The following is a 24,161-nucleotide window of genomic DNA, read 5'->3' as shown; positions in this document are numbered from 1 at the left end:
CGCCTTACCGTGCGCTGGCGGCGGGGTTAAACTTTTGTAATGGAGGGACTGCCGGATGCGGCGGTTTAACGCAGAGAGAAAATCGTGGCCTGGCAGGAACTTAATCAGGTTCCCGTGATCGTCAGCGGGACGCATTTCTGCGCCTCTTAGCTTGCCCGGACACTGGCGATGAATTCATCGACTTCGCGCTTCAGCGTCGCGGCCTGCTGCGACAAATCGACGGCAGAATCGCGGGCCTCGGCCGCCATGCGCCCGGTCTCCGCCGACGTCGAGGTGATCTGGACGATGTGATCGCTGACGTCGAGCGTACCGCGGGCGGCATTCTGGGCGCTGCTGGTGATCTCCTGCGTGGCGTTGCGCTGCTGGGCGGTGTCGACCTCGATGCCCGACATGATCGACGAGATGTCGGACAACGTCTTCGAGATGGCGTCGATCGCGCCGCGCGTCTCCGCGGTGATGCCCTGGATGCTGGCGACGTGTGAAGTGATCTCCTCGGTCGCCTTGCTGGTCTGGTGGGCGAGGCTCTTCACCTCGGAAGCAACCACCGCGAATCCTTTGCCCGCCTCTCCTGCCCGCGCCGCCTCGATGGTGGCGTTGAGCGCCAGCAGGTTGGTCTGCGAGGCGATGGCCTGCACGAGTTGCACGACCTCGCCGATTTTGTCGGCGGCGTGCGACAGCGTGTGGATGGTGTCGCGGCTCTTCTCGGCCTGGGACGCTGCGCCCTCGGCGCGCTGGGTGGCGTCGGTGACGCGGCGGCTGATAGAGCCGATCGAATTCGTCATCTCCTCCGCCGAGCCCGCGACCGTTTGGACGCTCGCGCTGGCCTGGCTCGCGGCGCTCGCGACCGCGTGGGCCTTGGTGCTGGTGTCGTTGGCCGTCCGCGACAATTTCTCGGCGTTGCTCTTCAGATGCATGGCCGACGAGGCCACGCTGTCGACGACGCTCGCAACGAGATCGTTGAAGCGCTTGACCCGCGCGTCCAGAAATGTCGATCGCTCGGCCTGGTGCTGCGCTTCGTGGAGTTGCTGTTCAGTGAGCCGCCGCCGCTCGAGGCCGTTGGTCTTGAAGACTTCCAGCGCGCCGGCGAGCAGGCCGATTTCGTTGGTGCTGCCGAGCCCCGGAACGGACGTCTCGAACTTCTGGTCGGCGACCTCGCGCATGGCATGCACGATCGCAGCCAGGGGATTGAGGATGCCGTTGCGCACGGCGAACCAGGTGGTGAGGCAGATCGCGACGGCGATGACCGCAATGACGCCGCACGCGATCAGGAACCAGGAGAACGCCGTCTGCGCCTGCTGGTAGATCAGCATCGCATGGTCGCGCGCTGGGCCGCTGAGCGCGACGAAGTCCGACGACAGGCTGGTGATCTCGTTGTCGAGATAGAGCACCGCGACGAAGCCGGTGCCGCCGCCGATGCCCAGCAGGAACAATAATGCAGCGACCACGGCGCCGACAAGGAAGCGGATCGTCAGATTGCTGTTCGTGAACATCGCTGGGGACTCAACGTCTGGAATCGAAACTTGCGACAAGGTTCCAGACAAAGATCAACAGAGCATGAAATGCGTCGTGACGAGCAGCCTCAGTATCATTACTTAGGTCAGGATGATTTTGGCTCGTCCGACATCAACGCGGCGAGCCGCGCCTTTTCCTCGGGCGTGAGCGGAGCCGGTAGGTCTGCACCGCTTCGCGCACGCCGGCGGATTTGCAGCCACAACGCCAGGCCACCGCCAATCAGCAGCACCGGCGCGAGCAGCCACAACAACATCGTCTGACGCTCGAAGCGCGGCCTGAGCAGCACGAACTCGCCATAGCGCGCAACGAGAAAGTCGAGCACCTGCGAGTTGCTGTCGCCGGCTGCGATGCGCTCGCGCACCAGCAGCCGCAAATCACGCGCCAGCGGCGCATCGGAATCGTCGATCGACTGGTTCTGGCAGACCATGCAGCGCAGCTCGCGCGAGAGGTCGCGCGCGCGCGACTCCTTCACGGGATCGGACATGATCTCGTCGGGCTGCACGGCGTACGCCGCCGGCAAGGCCAGCAGCATCAGCGCGAGGATCGTGCCCATCATCCGCCGCATCGGATCATTCCGCCGGCTGGAGGCGCTGCTTGGCCCGCGCCGGCTTCGGCGCGCCGACCCGCAGGCGCCGGTCGGACAGCGACAGCATGCCGCCGAACGCCATCAGCACCGGTCCCCACCAGATCATAAGCACTAGCGGCTTGTGATAGATGCGGACCGCAATGGCGCCCTCCGCGGTGGCATCACCAAGCGAAACGTAGAGCTGGCTTGCGCCGCGCGTCAGCAACGCGGCCTCGGTCGTCGAGGAGCCGCGTGTGGTGAAGTTGCGCTTGGACGGCGTCATGACGCTGATGGTCTCGCCGTCGCGGCTCACGTTGAATTCGGCGATCATCTCGCGGAAGTTCGGCCCCTGACGCGACAACAGGCCATCGAGCTTGAGATCATAGCCGGCGACATGGGCGACGTCGTTCTGCTTCATGGTCGCGATGTATTCGCTGTTCCAGGTGGTCTCGCAGACGATCCCGATCAGCGCGACGCCGAGACCGGCATGCGCAAATACCGAGCCCCAGGCCGAGCGCGGCAGGCCGCGGGCCCGGTGCAGCGCTGTCGCGAACGGAAGCCGCACAAGACCGGTCCGTTCGACGATATCAGTGACGGCGCCGGCGATGACGAAGATGCCGAGCCCGATCGCAAGCGGCGCCAGCGTGCTGCCGCCACTCGCCCAGCCCCAGACGATGGCGACGGCCACGAGGCTGGCCACGCCCGCCGCGAGCAGGCGCTGGGTGACAGCGAGCAGGTCACCGCGCTTCCACGCCAGCATCGGCCCCAGCGGCACGGCGAGCAGCAGCAACGCGAATAGCGGGACGAAGGTCAGATTGTAGAAGGGCGCGCCGACCGAGATCTTGAAGTCGAACGCTTCCGTCACCAGCGGATAGAGCGTACCGAACAGCACGACCGCGCAGGCCACGCTGAGCAGCAAATTGTTCAGCACCAGCGCGCCCTCGCGCGAGATCGGCGCGAACAGGCCGCCCTGCTTCAGCGAGGTCGCGCGGACCGCGAACAGCGACAGGCTGCCGCCGATGAACAGGCAGAGGATCAGCAGGATGAACACGCCGCGGGTCGGATCGGTGGCGAAGGCGTGCACGGAGGTGATGACGCCCGAGCGCACCAGGAAGGTGCCGAGCAGCGACAGCGAGAAGGTCAGGATCGACAGGAGGATGGTCCAGACCTTCAGCGCATTGCGCTTCTCCATCACCAGCGCCGAATGCAGCAGCGCCGTGCCCGCGAGCCACGGCATCAACGAGGCGTTCTCGACCGGATCCCAGAACCACCAGCCGCCCCAGCCGAGCTCGTAATAGGCCCAGTAGGAGCCCATGGCGATGCCGAGCGTCAGGAATATCCAGGCGACCAGCGTCCACGGCCGCACCCAGCGCGCCCAGGCCGCATCGATCCGCCCTTCCATCAGCGCCGCGATGGCGAAGGAGAACGAGATCGAAAAGCCGACATAGCCGAGATAGAGCATCGGCGGATGCACGGCGAGGCCGATGTCCTGAAGCACCGGGTTGAGATCGCGTCCCTCGATCGGCGGGTTGACGATGCGTAGGAACGGGTTCGAGGTCATCAGGATGAACAGATAGAAGGCGCTGGCAATCCAGGCCTGCACGGCCAGCACATGCGCGCGCAGCGACAGCGGCAGATTGTTGCCGAAGGCCGCGACCAGGCCGCCGAACAGCGCCAGGATCGACACCCACAGCAGCATCGAGCCTTCATGGTTTCCCCACACGCCGGTGATCTTGTAGAGCAGCGGTTTCATCGAGTGGGAATTCTCGTAGACGTTGGCGACGGAGAAATCCGAGTCCACGTGCAGCATCACCAGCGCGACGAACGACGCGCCGACGAACAGCAGCTGTGCGAGCGCGGTGGAACGCGCCACGTTCATCAGCGCGGCATCGCGCAAGCGCGCGCCGATCAGCGGCACGATCGACTGGATCAGCGCCAAGGCGAGCGCCAGCACCAGCGCGTAATGTCCTGACTCCGCGATCACCGCACAGCTCCTTGCGGATTGCCCTGGGCCGTCGTGGCCGCAGGCTTTGCATCAGAAGGCTTGGCGCCACCCGAAGCCTTGTCGTAATCGTCCTTCCAGTGCCCCTGCTTCTTCAGGGCATCGGCGACGTCCTTGGGCATGTAGGTCTCGTCGTGCTTGGCGAGCACGGTGTCGGCCTTGAACACGCCATTGGCATCGAGCGCGCCTTCGGCGACGACGCCCTGCCCTTCACGGAACAAATCCGGCAGAATGCCCTTGAAGGCGACGGGCAGCTTTGCGCCGCCGTCGGCGACCTCGAAAGTCACGGCGAGATTGTCACCGCGCTGGAGCGAGCCTGGCTGCACCAGGCCGCCGAGACGAAACCGCTTGCCGGGCTCGACGTGCTTCTCGGCAACCATGGTCGGGGTCGAGAAGAACACGATGGAGTCGCGCAACGCGTTGAGCACCAGCGCCGCCGCCAGCGCGAGCACGGCGAGCGAGCCGCCAATGATGGTCATACGTCGCTGCTTGCGCGTCATGGCGTATCCGTTCCCTGCTCGTCCCGTCGCAACATCATCATCCGTCCAGCCCGAGCGTCTTGAGGCCCTCATTGAGCTGGCGCAGCCGCGCCGCATCGTTGGCAACCGCCTGGCGGGCATCCGTCGATGCCCCCACCGCCTTGTCACGATCGCCCATCACGAGATAGGCGCGCACGAGGCGAAGCCAACCCTCGACGTCGTCGCCATTCTGCTTGAGGCGCGTGGCGAGGCGCTCGACCATGCCCCGGACCATCGCATTGCGATCGCCCTCGTTCATGTCCTTGGATGCTGCGATGGTCTCGTCCGACAGCGCCGGCATCGTGCCGCCGCCGACCCGCGCCAGCGAAGACTGCACCAGCGGACGCCACGGCGCATCAGCGGGCGCCTTCGTCAGCAGCGTGCGCCAGATGTTGGCGGCCTCGTCCTTGCGGCCGTCCTGCTCGGCGGCAAGCCCGAGGAAATAGTTCGCCTTGGGATCGTCGGCGTCGAGCGCGCGCGCGCGGTCGAATTCGGTCTTGGCTTCGGCGGTGACCACGCCGTTGGCGGCGGCCGCGATCGCCTCGCCGAGATCGGATCGGCGTTCCGGGCTCTCGCCATTATAGGTCAGCGCGTTGCGATAGGCGCGCACCGCATCGTCGAAGCGGCCGAGCCGCTCCAGCACCGGCGCGAGCACGTTCCAGCCGCGCCCGTCGGTCGGATTCTTTTCCAGGTGTTGCTCCACCTGCACGACGAGGGTCTCGAGCGACCGCGCCATGCCCGAACCAGCCCCGCGCTCCCGCTGCGCCAGCGGAAAGTCGCGGAGCAAGGGCGAACCCAGCGGCACGTAGACGCCGATCGCGACCAGCGGCAGGCCGATCAGCGCCAGCACGGCGGCCGCACGTCGCCATGTGAGGCTCGATTTCGGCTCCGACACGGTCTCATTGCCGGCCGCCGCCAGCAGCCTGCGGCTGATCTCGACACGCGCGGCCTCGGCTTCCGGTGCGGCGATCAGCCCTGCGGCGAGATCACGTTCGATCTCGGCGAGCTGGTCCTTGTAGACCGCGACCTCGCTGCCCTGATTCTGGCTGTCCTGGCTTTGCGCGCGTCCGCTACGGCCGAGCGGCAGAAGCACGGCGAAAATCGCCGCAACCGTCATCAGCGCGAACACGAACCACAGCATCATCTGGCAAGCTTCCGGCAGCGCGCGAACCGCGCCTGTAGGTGGCTTTACACCACGGCCGGACAATGCGGCAATTGACAATTGTCAATTCGGCGCGACCGCACACAGTCCCGAAACGGTGAAAATCCAACGGCTTAGCCGATCTCGAAGTCCGCGCTTTGAGCGGCGTCCTCGCCGTGCCCGTTGAAGGCCCTCAGGAAGTATGTTCCCGGCTCGATGGCCTCAGGCAATCTGATCCGCAACGCCCCCACGGGAACGGGGGATGCGACCCTGGTGACCGTTTCAGGCAGCTGCCGACCGCTTGCCTTCGCGACCAGCACCACCTTCGCGCCGACCATCAGCCTTTGATATTTGGCAACAATGACGCGGTTTTCAATTTCGATGGAGCTGATAATGGGTTTCATGCGCCCACAGATAGAAATTCCAGAACTTGCACGGCGACCGTAGGGCCCGCCACCGGCAGCGTCAACTTAAAATTGTGAGTGGAAAAATATGCGCCTGATCAGCTTGCGCGCGACGATTTGCGCTCGCCCGTGGCCGCGTTCTCCGCGGCGCGGCTCATCAGCGAGGCGTAGTCGTCGCCGAACAGCACCTGGCAGAACCGGATCGCGGCCTGCACCTGCTGCTGCCGGTAGGTGCGGACCTTGTGATCGGCGGCGCGCAGCGACTGCACCAGCTGCTCGGTCGACCGCTCGACATATTGCTGGAGGTCGGAATAGGTGCGCAGCGTCACCTCGTTGATCGCAAGCTCGCTCGCATAGTTGCGGCAGGTTGCGACGAAGTCGATCAGCGCCACGGTTTCCTCGACCTCGGTGCTGTCGATCCGCGCCCCCGGCGGAATGTCCTTCTCGGGGCGCTGGCGCAGGATGCGGCGGACGCGGCCGGGAACGCTGTCGATCTCCGATTGCAGCGCATTGGAGATATCGGCGCGGATCGAGGTCAGCTGCTTGCCCCAGGCGGAATCGTTGCGCAGGTCGAGTTCCGTGCGCAGACCGCGCACCCCGTCATGCAGCGCCTTGAGATTGTCGGCAACGGTTTCGAAATGGCCGCGCTTGATGTCCATGCGCAGCGCCGCGGCGACGCAGGACAGATCATGCAGCACGATCGTGACGGCGACGCCATAGGGCGTGGCCGCGACGCGGAGCTCGTCGTCGGACGCGGCGATCTTGATGGCGAGGCGGATGATCTGCCACCGCGCGGTCATCCGCTGCACCACGAGCGACAGCGCGAAGGGCAGCATCTGCGGCGTCTGGAGGACGGGAATGTTGAGCGAGGCCATCACGGACGCGATCTGGGCATCGCCGAAGGCGCGCAGGAAGCGCGGCAGCTTCTCGTTCAGCGTCGCGATGGCTTCGCGGACCTGGAGCACGGCTCCGATCGAATAGAGATCCTCGATCACGTTGGGCGGACCGACGCGGGCGAGCGCGCGCGACTTGTCGCCGCCGCCGGGGCCCGTCAGGGTCAAGATCGCGTCCGCTGCGACCCCCTGAAGCTTCGAGGCGAGAGCCTCGACCTGCCCTGCACTGTCGGCAATGGGCATCCGTGCCAGCGCCGCCTCGAATTCGTTCACCTTGTCCGGGGCGCCGTCGCGACCCAGCCATTGCCAGATCGGGTGCAGCGAGGAGCGGCGGATCTGGCCGACCCGGAGCGGGGCGCCGGCCTCGACCAGGAATGGTTCCAGAGCCTGGAACAGCAGCCGCGACAGATCGTCCGTACGCGGCGGCGGGGCTTCGTCGGCTTCGCTCTTGCGGACGATCTTGCGGAGCTGTTCGAGCACGAGGGTCGCCACAGCCGTGTCCTGGCCACGATCGAGCGCGCGCTCGAACTCCCGCATCAGCAGTGCCTGCGACTGCGGCGGGAGCTGCGCGAGATATTCCCTCAGCCGCTCGATCGATGTCTGGCTCATGCGCCCGGGTAATGCACGGTAAAATGGCGGACGTGGGATCCGTCCTTGCCGATCATAGGTGGGCCCCACTTAAGAAGCCGTTTAGGAAGTTGCCCGGAAATACCTCCGGTTTCGCACCGGTCGGCGCCACGCGGGCGAAATAACCGCGTCGGAACAAAGGATTATATTCCGGGGAGGACCAGCTCGGTCCGCAGTCCCCCGGTCGGCGCGCCGCTGAGCGAAAGGCTGCCGCCATAGAGCGCGGCGAGGTCGGTGACGATGGACAGGCCGAGCCCCGAGCCCGGCTTGGACTCGTCGAGCCGTTGACCACGCCGCGAGACCTGGGCACGCTCGGCCTCCGACAGGCCGCGGCCGTCGTCATCGACGATGATCCGCAGCCGCGGACCGGCGCCAGCCTGGGCCGGTGCCTCCGCCAAAACCTCGATGAAGACCTTCGAGGCCGCCCATTTGCAGGCATTGTCGACGAGATTGCCGACCATCTCCTCCAGATCCTGCCGCTCGCCGCGAAATTTCGCCGACGGGTCGGCCACCGCCTCGACCACGATGCCGCGGTCGCGGTGGATCTTCTCCATGGTCCGCCGCAGCGCCTCGATGACGGGCGCAACCTCCGTGACGGTCGCGACGATCGAGACCCGCGCCGCGATGCGCGCGCGCTCCAGATGATGGGCGAGCTGGTCGCGCATCACGTCCGCCTGCTCCATCACCTTGGCGGCGAACGGCTCGGTGGCGTGGCTGCCGGCCTCGTTCACGATCACCGAGAGCGGCGTCTTGATCGCGTGCGCAAGATTGCCGACATGGGTGCGCGCGCGCTCGACGATCTCGCGGTTGGCATCGATCAGCGCGTTGGTCTCGCGCGCCAGCGGCGCGATCTCGACCGGGAATTCGCCCTCGAGCCGCTCCGCCCGCCCGGAGCGGATGTCGGCGATGGATTCCGAGATGCGCTTGAGCGGCGCGAGGCCGAAGCGGACCTGGAACACCGTGGTCAGCAGCAGCACGATGCCCAGCGCCGTGAAGGTGCCGCCGAGGTAATAGTCGAAGCTGCGCGTCTCGTCGAAGATTTCGGTGTCGTCACCGGCGACGCTGACGAGGTATTTGCCGTCCGCACCGAGATCGACCGGGCGCTCGACCATGCGCAAATTCTGGCCCTCGGGCCCGTCGACATAGGCGAGGCGAATGCCGGCGGCGGTAAGCTCGGTGCCCTGCTCCTCCAGTTTCGGCAGCTTCTTGTCCCAGAGCGAGCGCGAGGAGCGCACCTCCGGCTTCTCGGTGTCGGTGCGGGTGATCTGCCAGTACCAGCCCGACAGCGGCAGATCGAACAGCGGCTCGCCCAGCGACTGGAACTGGCGGTCCGGCGGCTCGTCGGGGGTCGCGACCTCGGCGATGAGGGTGCGCAGATAGAGATTGAGCCGGCGGTCAAAGGCGCGCTCGGTGGCGTTCTTGTAGACCGATGACAGCACCACGCCGGTGATGGCCAGGATCACCACGAGCCACGCCGTCGCCGACAGGAACAGGCGGTTGGCAAGCGAGCTGGCGGGCATCGGAATGATCCCGGAGGCGCGGGGTGGCAGGGCGTCGGACGTCATCACCGGACCAAGGCCCCTGTTCGGCCGCCCGTCAAGCCAAGATCGGAGACCTGCGGCCTCAAGCGCCCGGTGCGGGCGGCGGGGTCAGGAGGTAGCCGAGCCCGCGGACGGTCTGGATGATGTCCACGTCGAGCTTCTTGCGGATGCGGCCGACGAAAACCTCGATCGTGTTGGAGTCGCGGTCGAAGTCCTGGTCGTAGAGATGCTCGACCAGCTCGGTGCGGGACACGACGCGCCCCGAATGGTGCATCAGGTAGGCCAGAAGCCGATATTCGTGCGAGGTCATCTTGACCGGATTGCCGGAGACGCTGACCCGGCCGGTCCTTGTGTCGAGCGTGACCGGGCCACAGGAGAGCTCGCTCTGGGCGTGGCCGGTGGAGCGGCGCAGCAGGGCGCGAATACGCGCCAGCACCTCCTCCAGATGGAACGGCTTCGGGACATAATCGTCGGCGCCGGCATCGAAGCCCTGGACCTTGTCGCTCCAGCGGTCGCGCGCGGTGAGGATCAGGACCGGCATGGTCCGGCCGTTGCGGCGCCAGGCCTCCAGCACCGAGATGCCGTCCTTCTTCGGCAGGCCGATGTCGAGCACGACGGCATCGTACGGCTCGTTGTCGCCGAGATAGTGTCCCTCCTCGCCGTCGAAGGCGCGATCGACGACGTAACCGGCGTCGGTCAATGCCTTGGTGAGCTGGCGATTGAGATCGGGGTCGTCCTCAACAACGAGCAGGCGCACGCTTCTCTCCAGACATAGGCCGCATGAACACCGCGCCAGATGAGCAATTCCGGCGTGAACTGAGTATGAACGCGGGGAACTGCCTGCGTTACTTTTTGGTCATATACGGTTTGGTCTTATACGGCGGGTTCGCAACCAACGCGACTGCGCCCGCCAAGCCACCGGACGAGCCGGTGGCGTAGCGGGCGCAATGTGCCGCTTAACGCGGCTAATCGGAAGGTCCGCCCTTCCCGTCAATTCGGCCGGTCAGGTCCGGAAGAACACAAACCAGATGACGGCCAGGATCAGGATCGCAAGTCCGGTCGAGATGGCAAGCAGCGCCAGCACCGAAGGCCCGGGTTCGCCCTGGCGCGCCTCGGTCGCAGTCTCGACGATCTGATGTTGGTCTCGCGTGGTTGCCATGGTGACCTCAATCTCTGGATGTCGCGTCGGATGGCCGAGACCTCCTCGCGGCGTGATGTCCCGTGGCAACGCGTGATCAGATACGATGTTCCGACTTTTTGCCGGTGGCCTGTGGCAACCACGGGCACGGCGGCCGGTTAACGCAGTTGCAAGATTCCGCAACCCGCCGAGTATGATTCGGTGTTCCCCGATGGTATCCTCATAAGTCTGTCCCCGTTGCGTTTGGAGTAGCCCATGGCCCCCCGCGCCAATTGGAAGGGTTTTCTGCGTCTGTCGCTCGTGACCTGCCCGGTCGCGCTGTATCCGGCCACGTCGGATGCCGAGAAGGTCTCGTTCAACCAGATCAACCGCAAGACCGGCCACCGCATCAAATATCTCAAGGTCGATGCCGAGACCGGTGACGAGGTCACCTCCGAGGACATCGTCAAGGGCTACAAGGTCGACACCGACACCTACATCGAGGTCACCAAGGACGAGCTCGACGACATCGCGCTCGACTCCACGCACACGATCGAGATCGACGAGTTCGTGCCGAAGACCGATATCGACAGCCGCTATCTGATCCGCCCCTATTACCTCGTGCCGGACGGCAAGGTCGGCCACGACGCCTTTGCGGTGATCCGCGAGACCATCCGCAGCATGGACAAGGTCGCGATCGGCCGCGTGGTGCTGACCAACCGCGAGCACATCATCGCGCTGGAGCCGCTCGAGAGCGGGCTGATGGGCACGCTACTGCGCTATCCCTACGAGGTCCGCGGCGAGAAGGAATATTTCGACGATATCCAGGACGTGAAGCTGACGAAGGACATGCTCGACCTCGCCAGGCACATCGTCGAAAAGAAGTCCGGCGCGTTCGAGCCCGAGCTGTTCGAGGATCATTACGAGACCGCGCTGATCGATCTCATCAACAAGAAGCGCTCGGGTGCGCCGATCGCAGCCAAGGCGACGCCGAAGACCGGCGGCAACGTCATCAACCTGATGGACGCGCTGAAGAAGAGCCTCGCCGGCGAGAAGGACGCCCCCGCGGCGAAGGTCGCCCGGGAAGACGTCAAGCAGACTGCCAAGGGCAAGAAGCCGAAGAAGCGCGTCGAGGGCCAGCGCGAGATGCTGTTGCCCATATCAGGCAAGGGCGGCGCAGCGGCGAAGGCTGTGCCCGCTCCGAAGAAGGCGGCCGACAAGCCGGTTCGCGCGACTGCGCGGACGAAGAAGGCCGGATAGACGCAGCAACACTGCCATCGCACCGTGATGTCCCCCCTCGCCTCACGGCCGGCCTGACATGCCCTGGTCGAATTCGTTCGACGATCCCGTGCGCGTGGACGGCAAGCGCAAGCTGCTCACGCTTCAGCAGGCGGCCGACTACATCATGCAGCTGCCCGAGGACGCGCAGCACGACGCGCACTGGCAGACTGCGATCGAGACCTTGATCAACGCAGCCGAGACAGGCGGCGGCTGGGTGATGTTCGCCCGCATCGCGATGTTGCGGGCGCTAAATGCGGACAGCCGCGGCGGATGAGCGACATGGTCGGCGCTCCCTCGCGAACAGGCTCAACAAACCGTTAAGCGGCACGCTCGTTTGCGGTGCCACAGGGTATTCCTACGGGAGACAAAATTAACCGTTGGTTCCCCCTGCGCGAAGCATGGTCCCGGCTCCGATTGAGCCAAGGTTCACGTGCCCCCGTGCAGCAGGACGTCAGAAAGAACTACATCAGCATCGTGAACGACGCGCCTGAGAACGAGCAGGCGGCGGACACGGCGCCGCAGCCGCAGCCGGGCACGATGAAGGACCTGTTCGGCCGCCTCGCAGCCGTGCTGAAGCGCCGCCTCCCCGGCACGCAGGGTCCGACCATCACGCCCTGACGAGAACACCGCGCAATCGCATCTCCTTGCGAGAGCCGTTCGATTTGAATCCAGTTGGACAGATCGATGGAACCTTAATTTAATGAATGCCATCGTATGTGACGAAGGCGCGACCGCACGGGCTTCTTTCTTCTGTCGCGCGGAAAAATTGATTCGATCGATTTACGAGTCCGAAAACGACACGCCATACATTGGATCGGATGAACAGGAGTTGGCAATGCGTTTGCTTAAGTCTTTCCTTGCCGATGAGACCGGCGCCACCGCCATCGAATACGGCCTGATCGCCGCCGGCATCGCACTGGCCATCGTGACCGTCGTGAACAACACCGGCAGCCAGCTCCTCAACACCAAGTTCAACTCGATCAGCTCGTCGCTGAAGTAACGATCCGTCCTGGCTCGAGGCGACGTCCGAGACACGCTGACGACGGCGTGGCTTCGAGCCGCCTCGTGGCCATGCTCTCTCCCCGAAATTACGAGCGAGCCGAAGCAATCCAGAATCCCTCCGCAGAGGGACTCTGGATTGCTTCGGGCTTCCGCGTTTCCCGTTCAGGTTAACTTTGACGACCCCGTCAGTCCTGATAGTCTTCAGCATGCCGTGGTCGATGAGCCATACCGTCAACTGATGAACCGGCTGTCTGAAGGATGCGGATGAGACGCGTGACGCGCCTGGCACTCTGCCTCGTGATGGCCGGCGTCTGGTCGCATGACAGCGCGAGAGGACAGACTTCGGCCACGCCGCCGGTTTCGCTTGCGCCGCCTGATGCCTCACCGTCCCGCGCGAGTGCCAAAAATTCCAGAACGCCACCGGCTGCGCCAAGCAGAGAGATTTCGCCACCCGTGATCGGCGGGCTTCCGCAGGCACCAAATCCGGCTGCCGACTATGATGGCTTCAGCGCCGTCGACGACAGCCCCTCCCCAAGTCAGGCAACGCCGCCCGCGAGATCGCGCGCAGCAGGTGGCTCGAGGTCCAATCCGGATACCAATGGCCTCGATCAGGAAGACGAGGCGTTGAAACGGAAGCTGACGATCTGCAAGAACTGCAAATAGGAAATTTAGTAGCCCAGATGGAGCGCAGCGAAATCCGGGCTACGGCGGCTCGCTGCATAGCTGACTGTCGTCCGCGCGCGCTTTACCGTCTCCCGATTTCCTGATCCTCTCTCCCCAACGCCGGACCAACCGGCCTGCCCTGGGAGAGAGACGCCATGAAGCTCGGCACCGCCATCGCGGAAATCATGAAGCGCGAGGGGATCGAGATCCTCTGCGGTTATCCCGTCAACCATCTGATCGAGCACGCGGCGAAGGCCGAGATCCGGCCCGTGATGGTGCGGCAGGAGCGCGTCGGCGTGCACATGGCGGATGCGATCTCGCGGGTGACGTCGGGGCGCACGATCGGCGCGTTCTGCATGCAGCATGGGCCCGGCGCGGAGAACGCGATGGGCGGTGTCGCGCAATGCTACGGCGAATCCGTTCCCGTGCTGGTCTTGCCCATGGGCTATCAGCGCAGGCTTGCGCATATCGAACCGAACTTCAATTCCAGCGAGGCGATGAAACCGTTCTCGAAATCGTCCGAGCCGATCATTCTGGCGGCTGAAGTCACCAACATCTTCCGCCGGGCCTTCACGAAATTGAAGAACGGCCGCGGCGGCCCTGTGATCGTCGAGATCCCCGCCGACATGTGGAACGAGGAGGTGCCGGAGCCGCTGAACTACACGCCGGTGCTGCGCACGCGCTACGGCGCCGACCCCGTGCATGTGAAGGAGGCCGCCGCCCTGCTCGTGAATGCAAAACGGCCGGTGATCTATGCCGGCCAGGGCGTGCATTACGCGCAGGCCTGGCCGCAGCTGAAGCGGCTGGCCGAACGGCTCGCCATTCCCGTCACCACCAGCTTAGGGGGCAAATCGTCGTTCCCGGAGACGCATCCGCTCTCGCTCGGCTCCGGCGGCCTCGCGGTGCCGCGCGCGGTGCCAAAGTTCCTCGCCGAAGCCGACGTCATCTTCGGCATCGGCTGCTCCTTCACGGAGACCAATTTCGGCATTGCGATGCCGAAGGGCAAGACGATCATCCATTCGACGCTCGACCCGAACCATCTCAACAAGGACGTCGAGGCGAAGATCGGCCTCGTCGGCGATGCCGGCCTCGTGCTCGATGCGCTGCTGGAGGAGATCGGCAAGACGGTCACGAAGGATCGCGACGCCGCCAGCGTCGCTGCCGAGATCGCGGCCTCGCACAAGGAGTGGCTGGCGAAATGGATGCCGAAGCTCACCAGCAACGATGCGCCGCTCAGCCCCTATCGCGTGCTGTGGGATTTGCAGCATACCGTCGACATCCGCAACACCATCATCACGCACGATGCCGGCAGCCCGCGCGACCAGCTCTCGCCGTTCTGGAAATCGGTCGAGCCCCTCACCTATCTCGGCTGGGGCAAGACGACGCAGCTTGGCTACGGTCTGGGTCTTGCGATGGGTGCCAAGCTCGCAAAACCCGACAAGCTCTGCATCAATGTCTGGGGCGATGCGGCGATTGGTTTCACCGGCATGGATTTCGAGACCGCGGTGCGCGAGCGCATTCCGATCATGTCGATCCTGCTGAACAATTTCTCGATGGCGATCGAATTGAAGGTGATGCCGATCTCGACCGAGAAATATCGCTCGACCGACATCTCCGGCGACTATGCCGCGATGGCGCGCGCCTTCGGCGGCTATGGCGAGCGGGTGACCAGGCCCGATGACATCATCCCCGCGATCAGGCGCGGCATCCAGAAGACGCAGGAAGGCATTCCGGTGCTGCTTGAGTTCATCACCAGCAAGGAAACCGAGGTGTCGCGGCCGGGCACCTGAGGTCGCCACGAGGCGTGGGCGCTGGCTCCGGCCGCAGGAGATGTGATAATCCGGCGCGGTGCCGCGCACGCGGCATCAAGCCGGATTGCGAATGACCACCCCTTCCAACGACATCGAGGAGCTCAAGCGGCAATTGCAGTCGGCCGCAGCCGAGAACGCGCGGCTGCGCGACCGGCAAAACGCCAGCGCCGAGATTTTGCGCAACATCGCGGCATCCCCGTCCGATACCCGGCCGGTGTTCGCTGCGATCGCGTCAAGCTCAAAACGCCTGCTCGGCGGCTTCTCCGCGACCGTGCTCCAGTTCATCGGCGACGAATTGCATCTCGTGGCGTTCACGCCGACGAGCCCGGAAGCCGACGAAGGGCTCAAGTCCTCGTTCCCGCGGCGGATCGAGGACTTTCCGACCTTTGCGCTGGTTCGCGGCGGCGAGACGATCCAGTTTCCCGACAGCGAAGCCGCCGGTGTCCCCGAGCTGAACCGGAACCTGGCGCGGCTGCGCGGCTTCCGCAGCGTGCTGTTCATGCCGCTGATGAACCGGGGCGCCGCGGTTGGCATGATCAGCGTCACGCGCGCCGAGCCCGGCGCGTTCGCGCCCGATCTCGTGGAGCTGCTCCAGACCTTCGCAGACCAGGCCGTGATCGCGATCGAGAACGCGCGGCTGTTCAACGAGACCAGGGAGACGCTGGAGCGGCAGACCGCGACGGCCGACATCCTGAAGGTGATGGCGGCCTCCCCCTCCGACGTGCAACCCGTGTTCGACGCCATCGCCGCCAACGCCAACCGGCTGATCGGCGGCTTCTCCACCGCGGTGCTGCGCTATATCGACGGCGCGGCGCATCTTGCCGCCTTCACGCCGGGAGATCCCGCCGGCGATCGCGTGCTGCAGGATTCCTTCCCCGTGCCGTTCGCGCAATTCCCGGCCTATCAGCTCGTGGCCAATGGCGCAGCGGCGCAGCTGCCCGACACCGAGCTCGAGCCGGCCGCACGCGACATCGCGCGCGCCCGCGGCTTTCGCAGCATGCTGTTTACGCCCTTGATGAGCGAAGGCGAAGCCATCGGCGTCATCATCGCCACGCGACGCGCGACCGGCAATTTCGGCGAACATCATGTGCGGCTGCTGCAGACTTTCGCAGACCAGGCCGTGATCGCGATCAAGAATGTCAGCCTGTTCAACGCCACCAGGGAAGCGCTGGAGCGGCAGACCGCGACCGCCGACATCCTCAAGGTGATAGCGGCCTCGCCCGCGGATGTCACGCCGGTGTTCCAGGCGATCTCCGACAGTGCCAAGGCCCTTGTCGGCGGGCACTCCTCCACCGTGACCCGCGTCATCGACGGCATGCTGCATCTGGCGGCCTTCACCACCGACAACGAAGCAGGCAATGCGGAGCTGCTGAGCTCGTTTCCCGCACCGCTCGCGGCATCCGGCATTCACAGCCGGGTGGCGAACAGCGGCGCATTCGCTTTCCGCAGCGACATGCAGAACGAGCCTGACCTGACCGAGGCCATGCGGGAGCTGGCGCGGACCCGCGGCTACCGCAGCATCCTCGTGATCCCGATGCTGCGCGACGGCGTCGCGATCGGCACCATCGGCGTGACGCGCCCGGAGGCGGGCCCCTTCCCTGAGAAGGCGATCAGCCTGCTCAAGACCTTCGCCGACCAGGCCGTGATTGCGATCGAGAACACGCGCCTGTTCAACGAAGTGCAGGACCGCACCAGGGAGCTCGCCAAATCGCTCGACGATTTGCGCGCGGCGCAGGACCGGCTGATCCAGACCGAGAAGCTGGCCTCGCTCGGCCAGCTCACCGCCGGCATCGCGCATGAGATCAAGAACCCGCTCAACTTCGTCAATAATTTTGCCGCGCTCTCCGCCGAACTGACGGACGAGCTGAACGAGGTTCTCGCGCCTGTTGCGCTCGCCGACGATCTACGCACGGAGGTCGACGAGCTGACGGGACTTCTGAAAGACAATCTTGAAAAGGTCGTGCAGCACGGCAAGCGCGCCGACTCCATCGTCAAGAACATGCTGCTGCATTCGCGCGAGGGCGGCGGCGAGCATCGGGCGAGCGACATCAACGCGCTGGTCGAGGAAAGCCTCAACCTCGCCTATCACGGCGCCCGCGCCGAGAAGCCGCTGTTCGACGTGACGCTGAAGCGCGAATTCGATCCGGCCGCAGGTTCCGCCGAATTGTTTCCGCAGGAGATCACGCGGGTGCTCTTGAACCTGATCTCGAACGGGTTTTACGCGGTCGGCAAACGCAAGCCGGAGCCCGGTTACGAGCCGGTGGTGACCGCCACGACCCGCGACCGCGGCGACACCATCGAGATCCGCATCCGCGACAACGGCACCGGCATTCCCGATGACGTGAAGGCAAAAATGTTCAATCCGTTCTTCACCACCAAGCCGGCCGGCGAAGGCACCGGCCTGGGATTGTCGATGAGCCACGACATCGTGGTGAAGCAGCACGGCGGCACGATCGACGTCACGACCGGGCCGGGCACGTTCACGGAATTCACGATCCTGTTGCCACGGAAGAGCAGCTTTGTGGAGAGCGGCAAGGGATAGCGTCGGACGGAGGATGCCTTGAAGAGACTCGCGTGGTTCATTCGGCGACAACTCCTCTCACTGTCCGGCATTGGCCTCATGCTGGGCGCGCTGTTCTTCGCAGCAGCCCTGACCCCGACCCTGATCCCGCGCAGCTATCTCACCCAGGGCGCGCTTGCCGGCGGTTGCTTCGCGATCGGCTACCTCACGGGCGTTCTGTGGCGCCGGCTGTGGCACTATCTCGAACTTCCGGAGCCGTCGCCGCGAGCGAGATCGATGGCGAATGCGCTGGCGGCAGCCGGCTGCCTGCTCGTCGTCATCATCGCTCTCGGGCGGACTGCCGAATGGCAGAACTCGATCCGCACCGTGATGAAGATGGCGCCGGTCGAGACCGCGCATCCGCTCAAGGTCTGTGCCATTGCCCTGCTTACATTCGTAGTGCTGCTAGTGCTGGGACGACTGTTTGTCCTCGTCTCGCGTTTCCTCGCCGGGCGCAAAGGGCGCATCATTCCGCGAAAGCTCGCGAATGTCCTCGGCGTGCTCGTTGCGGCATTGCTGTTCTGGTCGATCGCCAGCAACGTCCTGATCAACACCGCGTTCAACGCGCTCGACTCCTCCTTCCGCGAACTCGACGCCTTGCAAGAGCCCGAGCGGCCGCAACCGGCCGGCGCTGAGCGGACAGGAAGCTCTGCATCGCTGGTGAAGTGGAAAGAGCTCGGACGCATGGGGCGCCGGTTCGTTGCCTCCGGTCCCACCGCGACGGAGATCAGCGCCGTTACGGGAAAGCCTGCGCAAAATCCCGTGCGGGTCTATGTGGGCCTCGGTAGTCGCGACACGGCACAGGCGCGCGCCAGGCTCGCGCTCGAGGAGCTCAAGCGGCAGCACGGGTTCGAGCGGAGGATTCTCGTCGTGATCACGCCGACCGGCACCGGCTGGATCGATCCGTCGGCAATGGACACGGTCGAATATCTTCACCACGGCGACGTCGCGAGCATCGCGATGCAGTATTCGTATCTCAACAGCCCGCTGTCGCTGCTGTTTCAGCCGGAATACGGTGCCGAGGCATCGCGTGCGCTGTTCGCGGAAATCTACGGCTATTGGACGACGCTGCCGAAAGACAAGCGGCCGAAGCTTTATCTGCACGGGCTCAGCCTCGGCGCGATGAACTCGGAGAAATCCGCAGAGCTGTTCGAGACGATCGGTGATCCCATTGCAGGCGCGCTTTGGAGCGGAGCCCCGTTCGAGAGCCGCATCTGGCGTTCGATCACCGCGAACCGCAATCCAGGCACACCCGAGTGGCTGCCGGAATTCCGAGACGGCCGCTTCGTGCGCTTCATGAACCAGAATGGACCGACAGTGCCGGCGGATGCGCCATGGGGTCCGATGCGCGTCGTCTATCTGCAATATTCCAGCGACGCGATCACGTTCTTCGCCTACCGCGACGCCTATCAGGCACCGGCGTGGATGAATGCGCCGCGCGGGCCCGATGTGTCACCGGAGCTGCGCTGGTATCCCGTCGTGACCATGCTCCAGCTCGCCCTCGACATGGCGGTCGCGACCAACACACCGATGGGTTATGGCCATGTCTACGCGCCCGAGCATTACGTCGATGCCTGGGTCGCGGTCACTGATGTCCGTGACTGGTCCGCGGACGCGATAGCGAAGCTCAAGGAACAGCTTGCGGCGAAAGCGCGACAGACGAGCGTAGATCATGCCGATGACGATCCCGATCGCGGCGGCTAACCCTACTCCGCCATCTCCACCTGCTGCGTGACGGTGGGACCGGCTAGCGGCCGCTCCTCCATCATGATCAGGCAGAGTGCGGCGGTGGTCATCAGCGCAGTCGCAGCGCCGAAGACGTAACGGAAGGCGTGCCGCATGTCGTCGGCGGGAATTGCGATGGCGCCCGCGACGTGATGCTCGCCGGCGAGCGGAACGTCGGTGCCGAGCGCGATCAGCAGGATCGCCGCGAAGGCCGCGACCGTGAACGAGGACATCAGCGAGCGAAAGAAGTTCATCGCGCCGGTAATCGTACCGACCTGCGGACGCGCCACCGAATTCTGCAGCGAGACCACGCAGACCGGGAAGGTCGTGCCGAGACCCAGCGCGAACGCGGCCATCAAGGTCAGCAGGCCCCACAGCGGCAACGTCGTCAGCGTCAGGCCGAGGCCGCAGAACGCAGCCCAGGACGTGCCGATGATCGCGACGCGCTTGTAGTGCTTGGCCCGCGCCATGGTGCGGCCGGCCACGGCCGCGCCGACGGTCGAGACCGCCGCGAGCGGGATCAGCGCAAGGCCGGCCTCGCTGGCGCTGAGATGATAGACGGACTCGTAATAAAGCGGGAGCTGGACGGTGAGGCCGGTGATCGCACCTAAGCCGCAGCCACCGGCCGTCATCGCGAACGGCGCAACCTTTCCCGTCAGCATCTTCAACGGCAGGAACGGCTCGTCGGCGCGGCGTGCGTGCCAGACGAAGGTGACCGCGAGCGCGACGGCGCCGCCCACCATCGACAGCACGGTCGGCGAGAGCCACGGGAAGCGCGTGCCGCCCCAGGTCAGCACCAGCATGAACACCACGGCGGAGGCCATCAGCAGCACGCCGCCGAACCAGTCCACCTTGCGCTTGCGGTGGAACACCGGGATCTTCTTCATCTTCGGCAGCAGCATCACGATGGCCGCGGCCGCGAGCGGCAGATTGATCCAGAAGATCATCGACCAGTGCAGATGCTCGGCGAACACGCCGCCGATGACGGGCCCCAAGATGCCGCCGACCATCCAGACGCTGGAGAAATAGGCTTGGTACTGGCCGCGCTCGCGCGGCGAGACGACGTCGGAGATCACGGTCTGCACGACAGGCATGATGCCGCCGCCGCCGAGACCCTGAAGGCCGCGCGCCAGGATCAGCATCGGCATGTTCGGCGCGATCGCGCACAGGATCGAGCCCGCGACGAACAGGCTGAGCGAAGTGATGATCATGGCCTTGCGGCCGTAGATGTCGCTGAGCGTGCCGAACACCGGCGCAACCGCGGTCGAAGCGAGCAGATAGGCGGTGATGACCCAGGAGAGATTGGAGACGTCGTTGAACTGGCGTCCGATGGTCGGCAGCGCGGTGGCGACGATGGTCTGGTCGAGGGCCGCCAGGAACATCGTCAGCATCAGGCTGATGACGATGGTGCGGACTTCATCCTGAGAGAGCGGCGCCGGCGGTGCGAGCGAGGGCGCGTCATCGACGCTCAAGACCTCGCTGGGAAGGCGGGACAGCTCTTCGGCGATATCGTCAGGCAACACTTGGGTGTCGGCAGAACTGCTCTGCCGGTCGAACTTGTTCATCTCGATCGGAAGCCGTGAGGCGGCACAACGCCGCGAAGGATTCGTTCTATGCAGGCAATGTAGAGAGGAAAGTTCTTCTCAGGCAGGCACCGCGACGCATGGGTGCATCCCATCGCCGGGTCATCCCGCAGACGTGATCGGAATCGGCAGCTCAGTCCTTCGGACGTCGCTTCAGGCGTGCCCGTTTCGGCAGCAATGCCGGCCATTGCACGATGTGGTCCTCAAGCTCGTCGTCCGGGATCTCCTCCTCGCTGCCCTCGACCCGGCCGCGCACGGAGACGCCGGCGTCATGAACGGTGTCGGGATCGCCGGAGACTAGCGGATGCCACCAATAGAGGTCGCGGCCCTCGGCCACGAGCTTGTAGCCACAGCTCGGCGGCAGCCAGTTCAGGGTGCGGACATTGGCAGGGGTCAGGCGGACGCAGTCGGGAACCTTGGCGGACCGATTCGGGTAGTCCTTGCAGCCGCAGGTCCCGGCATCGAGCAGCTTGCAGCCGACATGGGTGAAATAGATCTCGCCGGTATCCTCCTCCTCGAGCTTGTTCAGGCAGCAGCGACCGCAGCCGTCGCACAGGCTTTCCCATTCGGCCGCCGACAGCTCTTCCAACGTCTTGGTTTTCCAGAAGAATCCTTCCTGGCCTGAAGGTCGTTTGGGAGCTGCGGTCATGCGCCTCAACAAAGGTTCGAAAGTGCCATCTAGGGCGCGGAGCCATGGCGCCGCAAGCAACGCCCTTGTGAGCCCCGTAATGAACCGGGGTCAATTAGGCCTGTTGTTCAAAATCCCAAGCCTGGCCATTGGTTTATAGGCCCTGCTCGGCTAGAAGAAACAGCAAGTCCCCACGGACGCGAAACCGGCGCCTTGGGTTTGCCGTAACATTCCCGCAAGACGTCTCGGTGCCGCCCCGGCGGGTGCTTGAACGCTGAACCGAGCCTCAAGGGTTCCAGGTGGTCCAGAACACACCATCCAACTGGAAGAGCCGTGTCCGGAATTTCTTTCTGGACCTCGACGCGCGCATTGATTCCTCGCTGTTCTCCTCGGCCAAGGGCATCCGCGAGCTCTACGAGCGCTATTCGACCTTCATGGACCGGTTCTATGTCGGCCGCTGGAAGCGCTGGGTGTTCATCGAGCCGCTGTCGGAAGCCGCGACGCTGGGCCTCGGCGGCCTGGTCGTGATGCTGACGCTCGCCATTCCCGCCTTCCGCGAGACCGCGGACGAGGACTGGCTGAAGAAGTCGGATCTGGCGGTGTCCTTCCTCGACCGCTACGGCAATCCGATCGGCAGCCGCGGCATCAAGCACAACGACTCGATCCCGCTGGAAGATTTTCCGGACGTCCTGATCAAGGCGACGCTGGCGACCGAAGACCGCCGCTTCTATGAGCATTTCGGCATCGACATCGCCGGCACCGCGCGCGCGCTCGTCACCAACGCGCAAGCCGGCGGCGTCCGCCAGGGCGGCTCCTCGATCACGCAGCAGCTCGCCAAGAACCTGTTCCTGAGCAACGAGCGCACCATCGAGCGCAAGGTCAACGAGGCTTTCCTCGCGGTCTGGCTGGAATGGCGCCTGACCAAGAACGAGATCCTCAAGCTTTATCTCGACCGCGCCTATATGGGCGGCGGCACCTTCGGCGTCGACGGCGCAGCCCACTTCTATTTCAACAAGTCGGCGCGCGACGTGACGCTGTCGGAAGCGGCGATGCTCGCCGGCCTGTTCAAGGCGCCGACCAAATACGCGCCCCACATCAACCTGCCCGCCGCCCGCGCCCGCGCCAACGTCGTGCTCGACAACCTCGTCGATGCCGGCTTCATGACCGAGGGCCAGGTGTTCGGCGCCCGCCGCAACCCGGCCTTCGCGGTCGACCGCCGCTACGAGGCGTCGCCGAACTACTATCTCGACTATGCCTTCGACGAGATGCGCAAGCTGGTCGACACCTTCCCGAAATCCTACACCGAGCGCGTCTTCGTGGTGCGGCTCGCGATCGACACCAACGTGCAGAAGGCCGCGGAAGACGCGATCGAGAACCAGCTGCGCCAGTTCGGCCGCGACTATCACGCGACACAGGCCGCAACCGTCGTCTCCGATCTCGACGGCGGCATCCGCGCCATGGTCGGCGGCCGCGACTACGGCGCGAGCCAGTTCAACCGCGCCTCCGACGCCTACCGCCAGCCCGGCTCGTCGTTCAAGCCTTACGTCTACACCACGGCGCTCCTGAACGGCTTCACGCCGAACTCGATCGTGGTCGACGGCCCGGTCTGCATCGGCAATTGGTGTCCGCAGAACTATGGCCATTCCTATTCCGGCGCGGTGACGCTGACGCAGGCGATCACGCGCTCGATCAACGTCGTGCCGGTGAAGCTGTCGATCGCGATCGGCCAGAAGAACGAGCCCAAGGCGCAGAACCCGGCCAAGGTCGGCCGCGCCAAGATCGTCGAGGTCGCGCGCCGCTTCGGCCTCAAGGCGCCGCTGCCCGACACGCCGTCGATGCCGATCGGCTCGGACGAAGTCACCGTGCTCGAGCATGCGGTGGCCTACGTGACCTTCCCGAACAGGGGCAAGTCCGTCACGCCGCATTCGGTGCTGGAAGTGCGCACCGGCGCCGGCGATCCGGTCTGGCGCTGGGATCGCGACGGTCCGAAGCCGAAGCAGGCCATCCCCGCCTCCGTGGCCGCCGACATGGCGGGCATGATGAGCCACGTCGTCAGCGAAGGCACCGCGCGCCGCGCGGCGCTCGACGGCATTCCGACCGCGGGCAAAACCGGCACGACCAATGCGTATCGCGACGCCTGGTTCGTCGGCTACACCGGCAATTTCAGCTGCGCGGTCTGGTACGGCAACGACGATTATTCGCCGACCAACCGCATGACCGGCGGCTCGCTGCCGGCGCAGACCTGGCACGACATCATGCTGGCTGCGCATCAGGGCATCGAGGTCCGGGAAATTCCCGGCATCGGCATGGGCCAGAAGCTGCCGCGCGAGCCGCTGGCCGCGCAGGCGAATGCGGCACCCAAAGTGCTGGAGACCAAGCCCGGCCCGCCGCCCGTGCTGACCAAGCGCGGCGCCGACGTTCTGGTGCGCGTCGAGAAGCTGCTCGATGACGCCGCCAGGACCGCGACCAAGGCGGCGGCCGACGACGGCAAGAACGCGAGGCCAGCCTCGGCCACCAGCGCGCTCGCCTTCCCGCAGAACTATGCGGCGGAAGACAATGCGAACTCATCCACCCCGCGCAAGAACTGA

The 24,161-nt window shown here is 65.1% G+C and carries 20 protein-coding genes; 8 read left to right on the top strand and 12 right to left on the bottom strand.

From position 1 onward, the window contains the following. Nucleotides 1-146 precede the first annotated feature (146 nt). The 10 genes from AB7532_RS11755 to AB7532_RS11710 all read right to left on the bottom strand — a co-directional run bounded on the left by AB7532_RS11755 (nucleotide 147) and on the right by AB7532_RS11710 (nucleotide 10,362). On the bottom strand, nucleotides 147-1,490 hold the full coding sequence (locus AB7532_RS11755; RefSeq protein WP_441234950.1) for a methyl-accepting chemotaxis protein: 1,344 nt from the start codon (nucleotides 1,488-1,490) through the stop codon (nucleotides 147-149). A gap of 107 nt (nucleotides 1,491-1,597) precedes the next feature. Continuing rightward, nucleotides 1,598-2,077 (bottom strand): cytochrome c-type biogenesis protein, encoded by a 480-nt coding sequence (locus tag AB7532_RS11750; RefSeq protein WP_441234949.1) that lies wholly within the window; start codon nucleotides 2,075-2,077, stop codon nucleotides 1,598-1,600. 4 nt (nucleotides 2,078-2,081) lie between these two features. Beyond that, nucleotides 2,082-4,061: a heme lyase CcmF/NrfE family subunit gene (locus AB7532_RS11745; protein WP_441234948.1), complete on the bottom strand. Its 1,980-nt coding sequence runs from the start codon at nucleotides 4,059-4,061 to the stop codon at nucleotides 2,082-2,084. Further along, nucleotides 4,058-4,579 carry a cytochrome c maturation protein CcmE gene (ccmE, locus tag AB7532_RS11740; RefSeq protein WP_441234947.1) on the bottom strand — a complete coding sequence of 174 codons (522 nt, stop codon included), beginning with the start codon at nucleotides 4,577-4,579 and terminating at the stop codon, nucleotides 4,058-4,060. Before ccmE ends, AB7532_RS11745 begins: the two co-directional genes overlap by 4 nt. 37 nt (nucleotides 4,580-4,616) lie before the next feature. After that, a complete protein-coding gene (gene ccmI / locus AB7532_RS11735; RefSeq protein WP_441234946.1) occupies nucleotides 4,617-5,741 on the bottom strand; it encodes a c-type cytochrome biogenesis protein CcmI in 1,125 nt (374 codons plus the stop codon). 131 nt (nucleotides 5,742-5,872) lie between these two features. Continuing rightward, nucleotides 5,873-6,142, bottom strand: coding sequence for a hypothetical protein (locus tag AB7532_RS11730; RefSeq protein WP_441234945.1), 270 nt, complete (start codon nucleotides 6,140-6,142; stop codon nucleotides 5,873-5,875). Nucleotides 6,143-6,240: 98 nt separating this feature from the next. Next, nucleotides 6,241-7,644 carry a hypothetical protein gene (locus AB7532_RS11725; protein WP_441234944.1) on the bottom strand — a complete coding sequence of 468 codons (1,404 nt, stop codon included), beginning with the start codon at nucleotides 7,642-7,644 and terminating at the stop codon, nucleotides 6,241-6,243. 161 nt (nucleotides 7,645-7,805) lie between these two features. Next, nucleotides 7,806-9,182 carry an ATP-binding protein gene (locus AB7532_RS11720; protein WP_441234943.1) on the bottom strand — a complete coding sequence of 459 codons (1,377 nt, stop codon included), beginning with the start codon at nucleotides 9,180-9,182 and terminating at the stop codon, nucleotides 7,806-7,808. 103 nt (nucleotides 9,183-9,285) lie between these two features. Beyond that, nucleotides 9,286-9,960, bottom strand: a complete 675-nt coding sequence (locus AB7532_RS11715; RefSeq protein WP_014496705.1) for a response regulator transcription factor — start codon at nucleotides 9,958-9,960, stop codon at nucleotides 9,286-9,288. A 246-nt stretch (nucleotides 9,961-10,206) separates the two neighbouring features. Further along, nucleotides 10,207-10,362, bottom strand: a complete 156-nt coding sequence (locus tag AB7532_RS11710) for a hypothetical protein (protein WP_441234942.1) — start codon at nucleotides 10,360-10,362, stop codon at nucleotides 10,207-10,209. Nucleotides 10,363-10,596: 234 nt separating this feature from the next. On the opposite strand from AB7532_RS11710, the gene ku reads away from it, so the two are divergent. The 7 genes from ku (at nucleotide 10,597) to AB7532_RS11675 (ending at nucleotide 19,341) form a co-directional block, all read left to right on the top strand. Beyond that, on the top strand, nucleotides 10,597-11,580 hold the full coding sequence (ku, locus tag AB7532_RS11705; RefSeq protein ID WP_441234941.1) for a non-homologous end joining protein Ku: 984 nt from the start codon (nucleotides 10,597-10,599) through the stop codon (nucleotides 11,578-11,580). A 58-nt stretch (nucleotides 11,581-11,638) separates the two neighbouring features. After that, nucleotides 11,639-11,875, top strand: a complete 237-nt coding sequence (locus AB7532_RS11700) for a hypothetical protein (RefSeq protein WP_441234940.1) — start codon at nucleotides 11,639-11,641, stop codon at nucleotides 11,873-11,875. 164 nt (nucleotides 11,876-12,039) lie between these two features. Continuing rightward, a complete protein-coding gene (locus AB7532_RS11695) occupies nucleotides 12,040-12,219 on the top strand; it encodes a hypothetical protein (protein WP_441234939.1) in 180 nt (59 codons plus the stop codon). A 217-nt stretch (nucleotides 12,220-12,436) separates the two neighbouring features. Further along, a complete protein-coding gene (locus AB7532_RS11690; protein ID WP_441234938.1) occupies nucleotides 12,437-12,601 on the top strand; it encodes a Flp family type IVb pilin in 165 nt (54 codons plus the stop codon). 799 nt (nucleotides 12,602-13,400) lie between these two features. Beyond that, nucleotides 13,401-15,056, top strand: a complete 1,656-nt coding sequence (locus AB7532_RS11685; protein ID WP_441239249.1) for a thiamine pyrophosphate-requiring protein — start codon at nucleotides 13,401-13,403, stop codon at nucleotides 15,054-15,056. Nucleotides 15,057-15,147: 91 nt separating this feature from the next. Next, nucleotides 15,148-17,619 carry a GAF domain-containing protein gene (locus tag AB7532_RS11680; protein WP_441234937.1) on the top strand — a complete coding sequence of 824 codons (2,472 nt, stop codon included), beginning with the start codon at nucleotides 15,148-15,150 and terminating at the stop codon, nucleotides 17,617-17,619. Nucleotides 17,620-17,697: 78 nt separating this feature from the next. After that, nucleotides 17,698-19,341 (top strand): alpha/beta hydrolase, encoded by a 1,644-nt coding sequence (locus AB7532_RS11675; protein ID WP_441239248.1) that lies wholly within the window; start codon nucleotides 17,698-17,700, stop codon nucleotides 19,339-19,341. A 2-nt stretch (nucleotides 19,342-19,343) separates the two neighbouring features. Here the strand turns inward: AB7532_RS11675 and AB7532_RS11670 are convergent, their stop codons facing one another. Further along, entirely contained in the window at nucleotides 19,344-20,927 is a 1,584-nt protein-coding gene (locus tag AB7532_RS11670) for an MDR family MFS transporter (RefSeq protein WP_441234936.1), read from the bottom strand. Nucleotides 20,928-21,078: 151 nt separating this feature from the next. Further along, the gene (locus AB7532_RS11665) at nucleotides 21,079-21,594 is read right to left on the bottom strand and encodes a YcgN family cysteine cluster protein (protein ID WP_441234935.1); all 516 of its coding nucleotides are present in this window, start codon (nucleotides 21,592-21,594) and stop codon (nucleotides 21,079-21,081) included. Nucleotides 21,595-21,872: 278 nt separating this feature from the next. On the opposite strand from AB7532_RS11665, the gene AB7532_RS11660 reads away from it, so the two are divergent. Beyond that, nucleotides 21,873-24,161, top strand: coding sequence for a transglycosylase domain-containing protein (locus AB7532_RS11660; RefSeq protein WP_441234934.1), 2,289 nt, complete (start codon nucleotides 21,873-21,875; stop codon nucleotides 24,159-24,161).

Source organism: Bradyrhizobium sp. 930_D9_N1_4, assembly GCF_052076015.1.
GTDB lineage: Bacteria > Pseudomonadota > Alphaproteobacteria > Rhizobiales > Xanthobacteraceae > Bradyrhizobium.
The sequence above is the reverse complement of the archived record's forward strand: the minus strand, read 5'-3'. Positions and strand labels throughout refer to the sequence as shown.

Bases quoted from the DNA above. Each gene is read 5' to 3' on its own strand.
- AB7532_RS11755 (WP_441234950.1), bottom strand. From the start codon at position 1,490: ATGTTCACGAACAGCAATCTGACGATCCGCTTCCTTGTCGGCGCCGTG.
- AB7532_RS11750 (WP_441234949.1), bottom strand. From the start codon at position 2,077: ATGCGGCGGATGATGGGCACGATCCTCGCGCTGATGCTGCTGGCCTTG.
- ccmE (WP_441234947.1), bottom strand. From the start codon at position 4,579: ATGACGCGCAAGCAGCGACGTATGACCATCATTGGCGGCTCGCTCGCC.
- ccmI (WP_441234946.1), bottom strand. From the start codon at position 5,741: ATGATGCTGTGGTTCGTGTTCGCGCTGATGACGGTTGCGGCGATTTTC.
- AB7532_RS11730 (WP_441234945.1), bottom strand. From the start codon at position 6,142: ATGAAACCCATTATCAGCTCCATCGAAATTGAAAACCGCGTCATTGTT.
- AB7532_RS11725 (WP_441234944.1), bottom strand. From the start codon at position 7,644: ATGAGCCAGACATCGATCGAGCGGCTGAGGGAATATCTCGCGCAGCTC.
- AB7532_RS11720 (WP_441234943.1), bottom strand. From the start codon at position 9,182: ATGCCCGCCAGCTCGCTTGCCAACCGCCTGTTCCTGTCGGCGACGGCG.
- AB7532_RS11710 (WP_441234942.1), bottom strand. From the start codon at position 10,362: ATGGCAACCACGCGAGACCAACATCAGATCGTCGAGACTGCGACCGAG.
- ku (WP_441234941.1), top strand. From the start codon at position 10,597: ATGGCCCCCCGCGCCAATTGGAAGGGTTTTCTGCGTCTGTCGCTCGTG.
- AB7532_RS11700 (WP_441234940.1), top strand. From the start codon at position 11,639: ATGCCCTGGTCGAATTCGTTCGACGATCCCGTGCGCGTGGACGGCAAG.
- AB7532_RS11690 (WP_441234938.1), top strand. From the start codon at position 12,437: ATGCGTTTGCTTAAGTCTTTCCTTGCCGATGAGACCGGCGCCACCGCC.
- AB7532_RS11680 (WP_441234937.1), top strand. From the start codon at position 15,148: ATGACCACCCCTTCCAACGACATCGAGGAGCTCAAGCGGCAATTGCAG.
- AB7532_RS11675 (WP_441239248.1), top strand. From the start codon at position 17,698: ATGCTGGGCGCGCTGTTCTTCGCAGCAGCCCTGACCCCGACCCTGATC.
- AB7532_RS11670 (WP_441234936.1), bottom strand. From the start codon at position 20,927: ATGAACAAGTTCGACCGGCAGAGCAGTTCTGCCGACACCCAAGTGTTG.
- AB7532_RS11665 (WP_441234935.1), bottom strand. From the start codon at position 21,594: ATGACCGCAGCTCCCAAACGACCTTCAGGCCAGGAAGGATTCTTCTGG.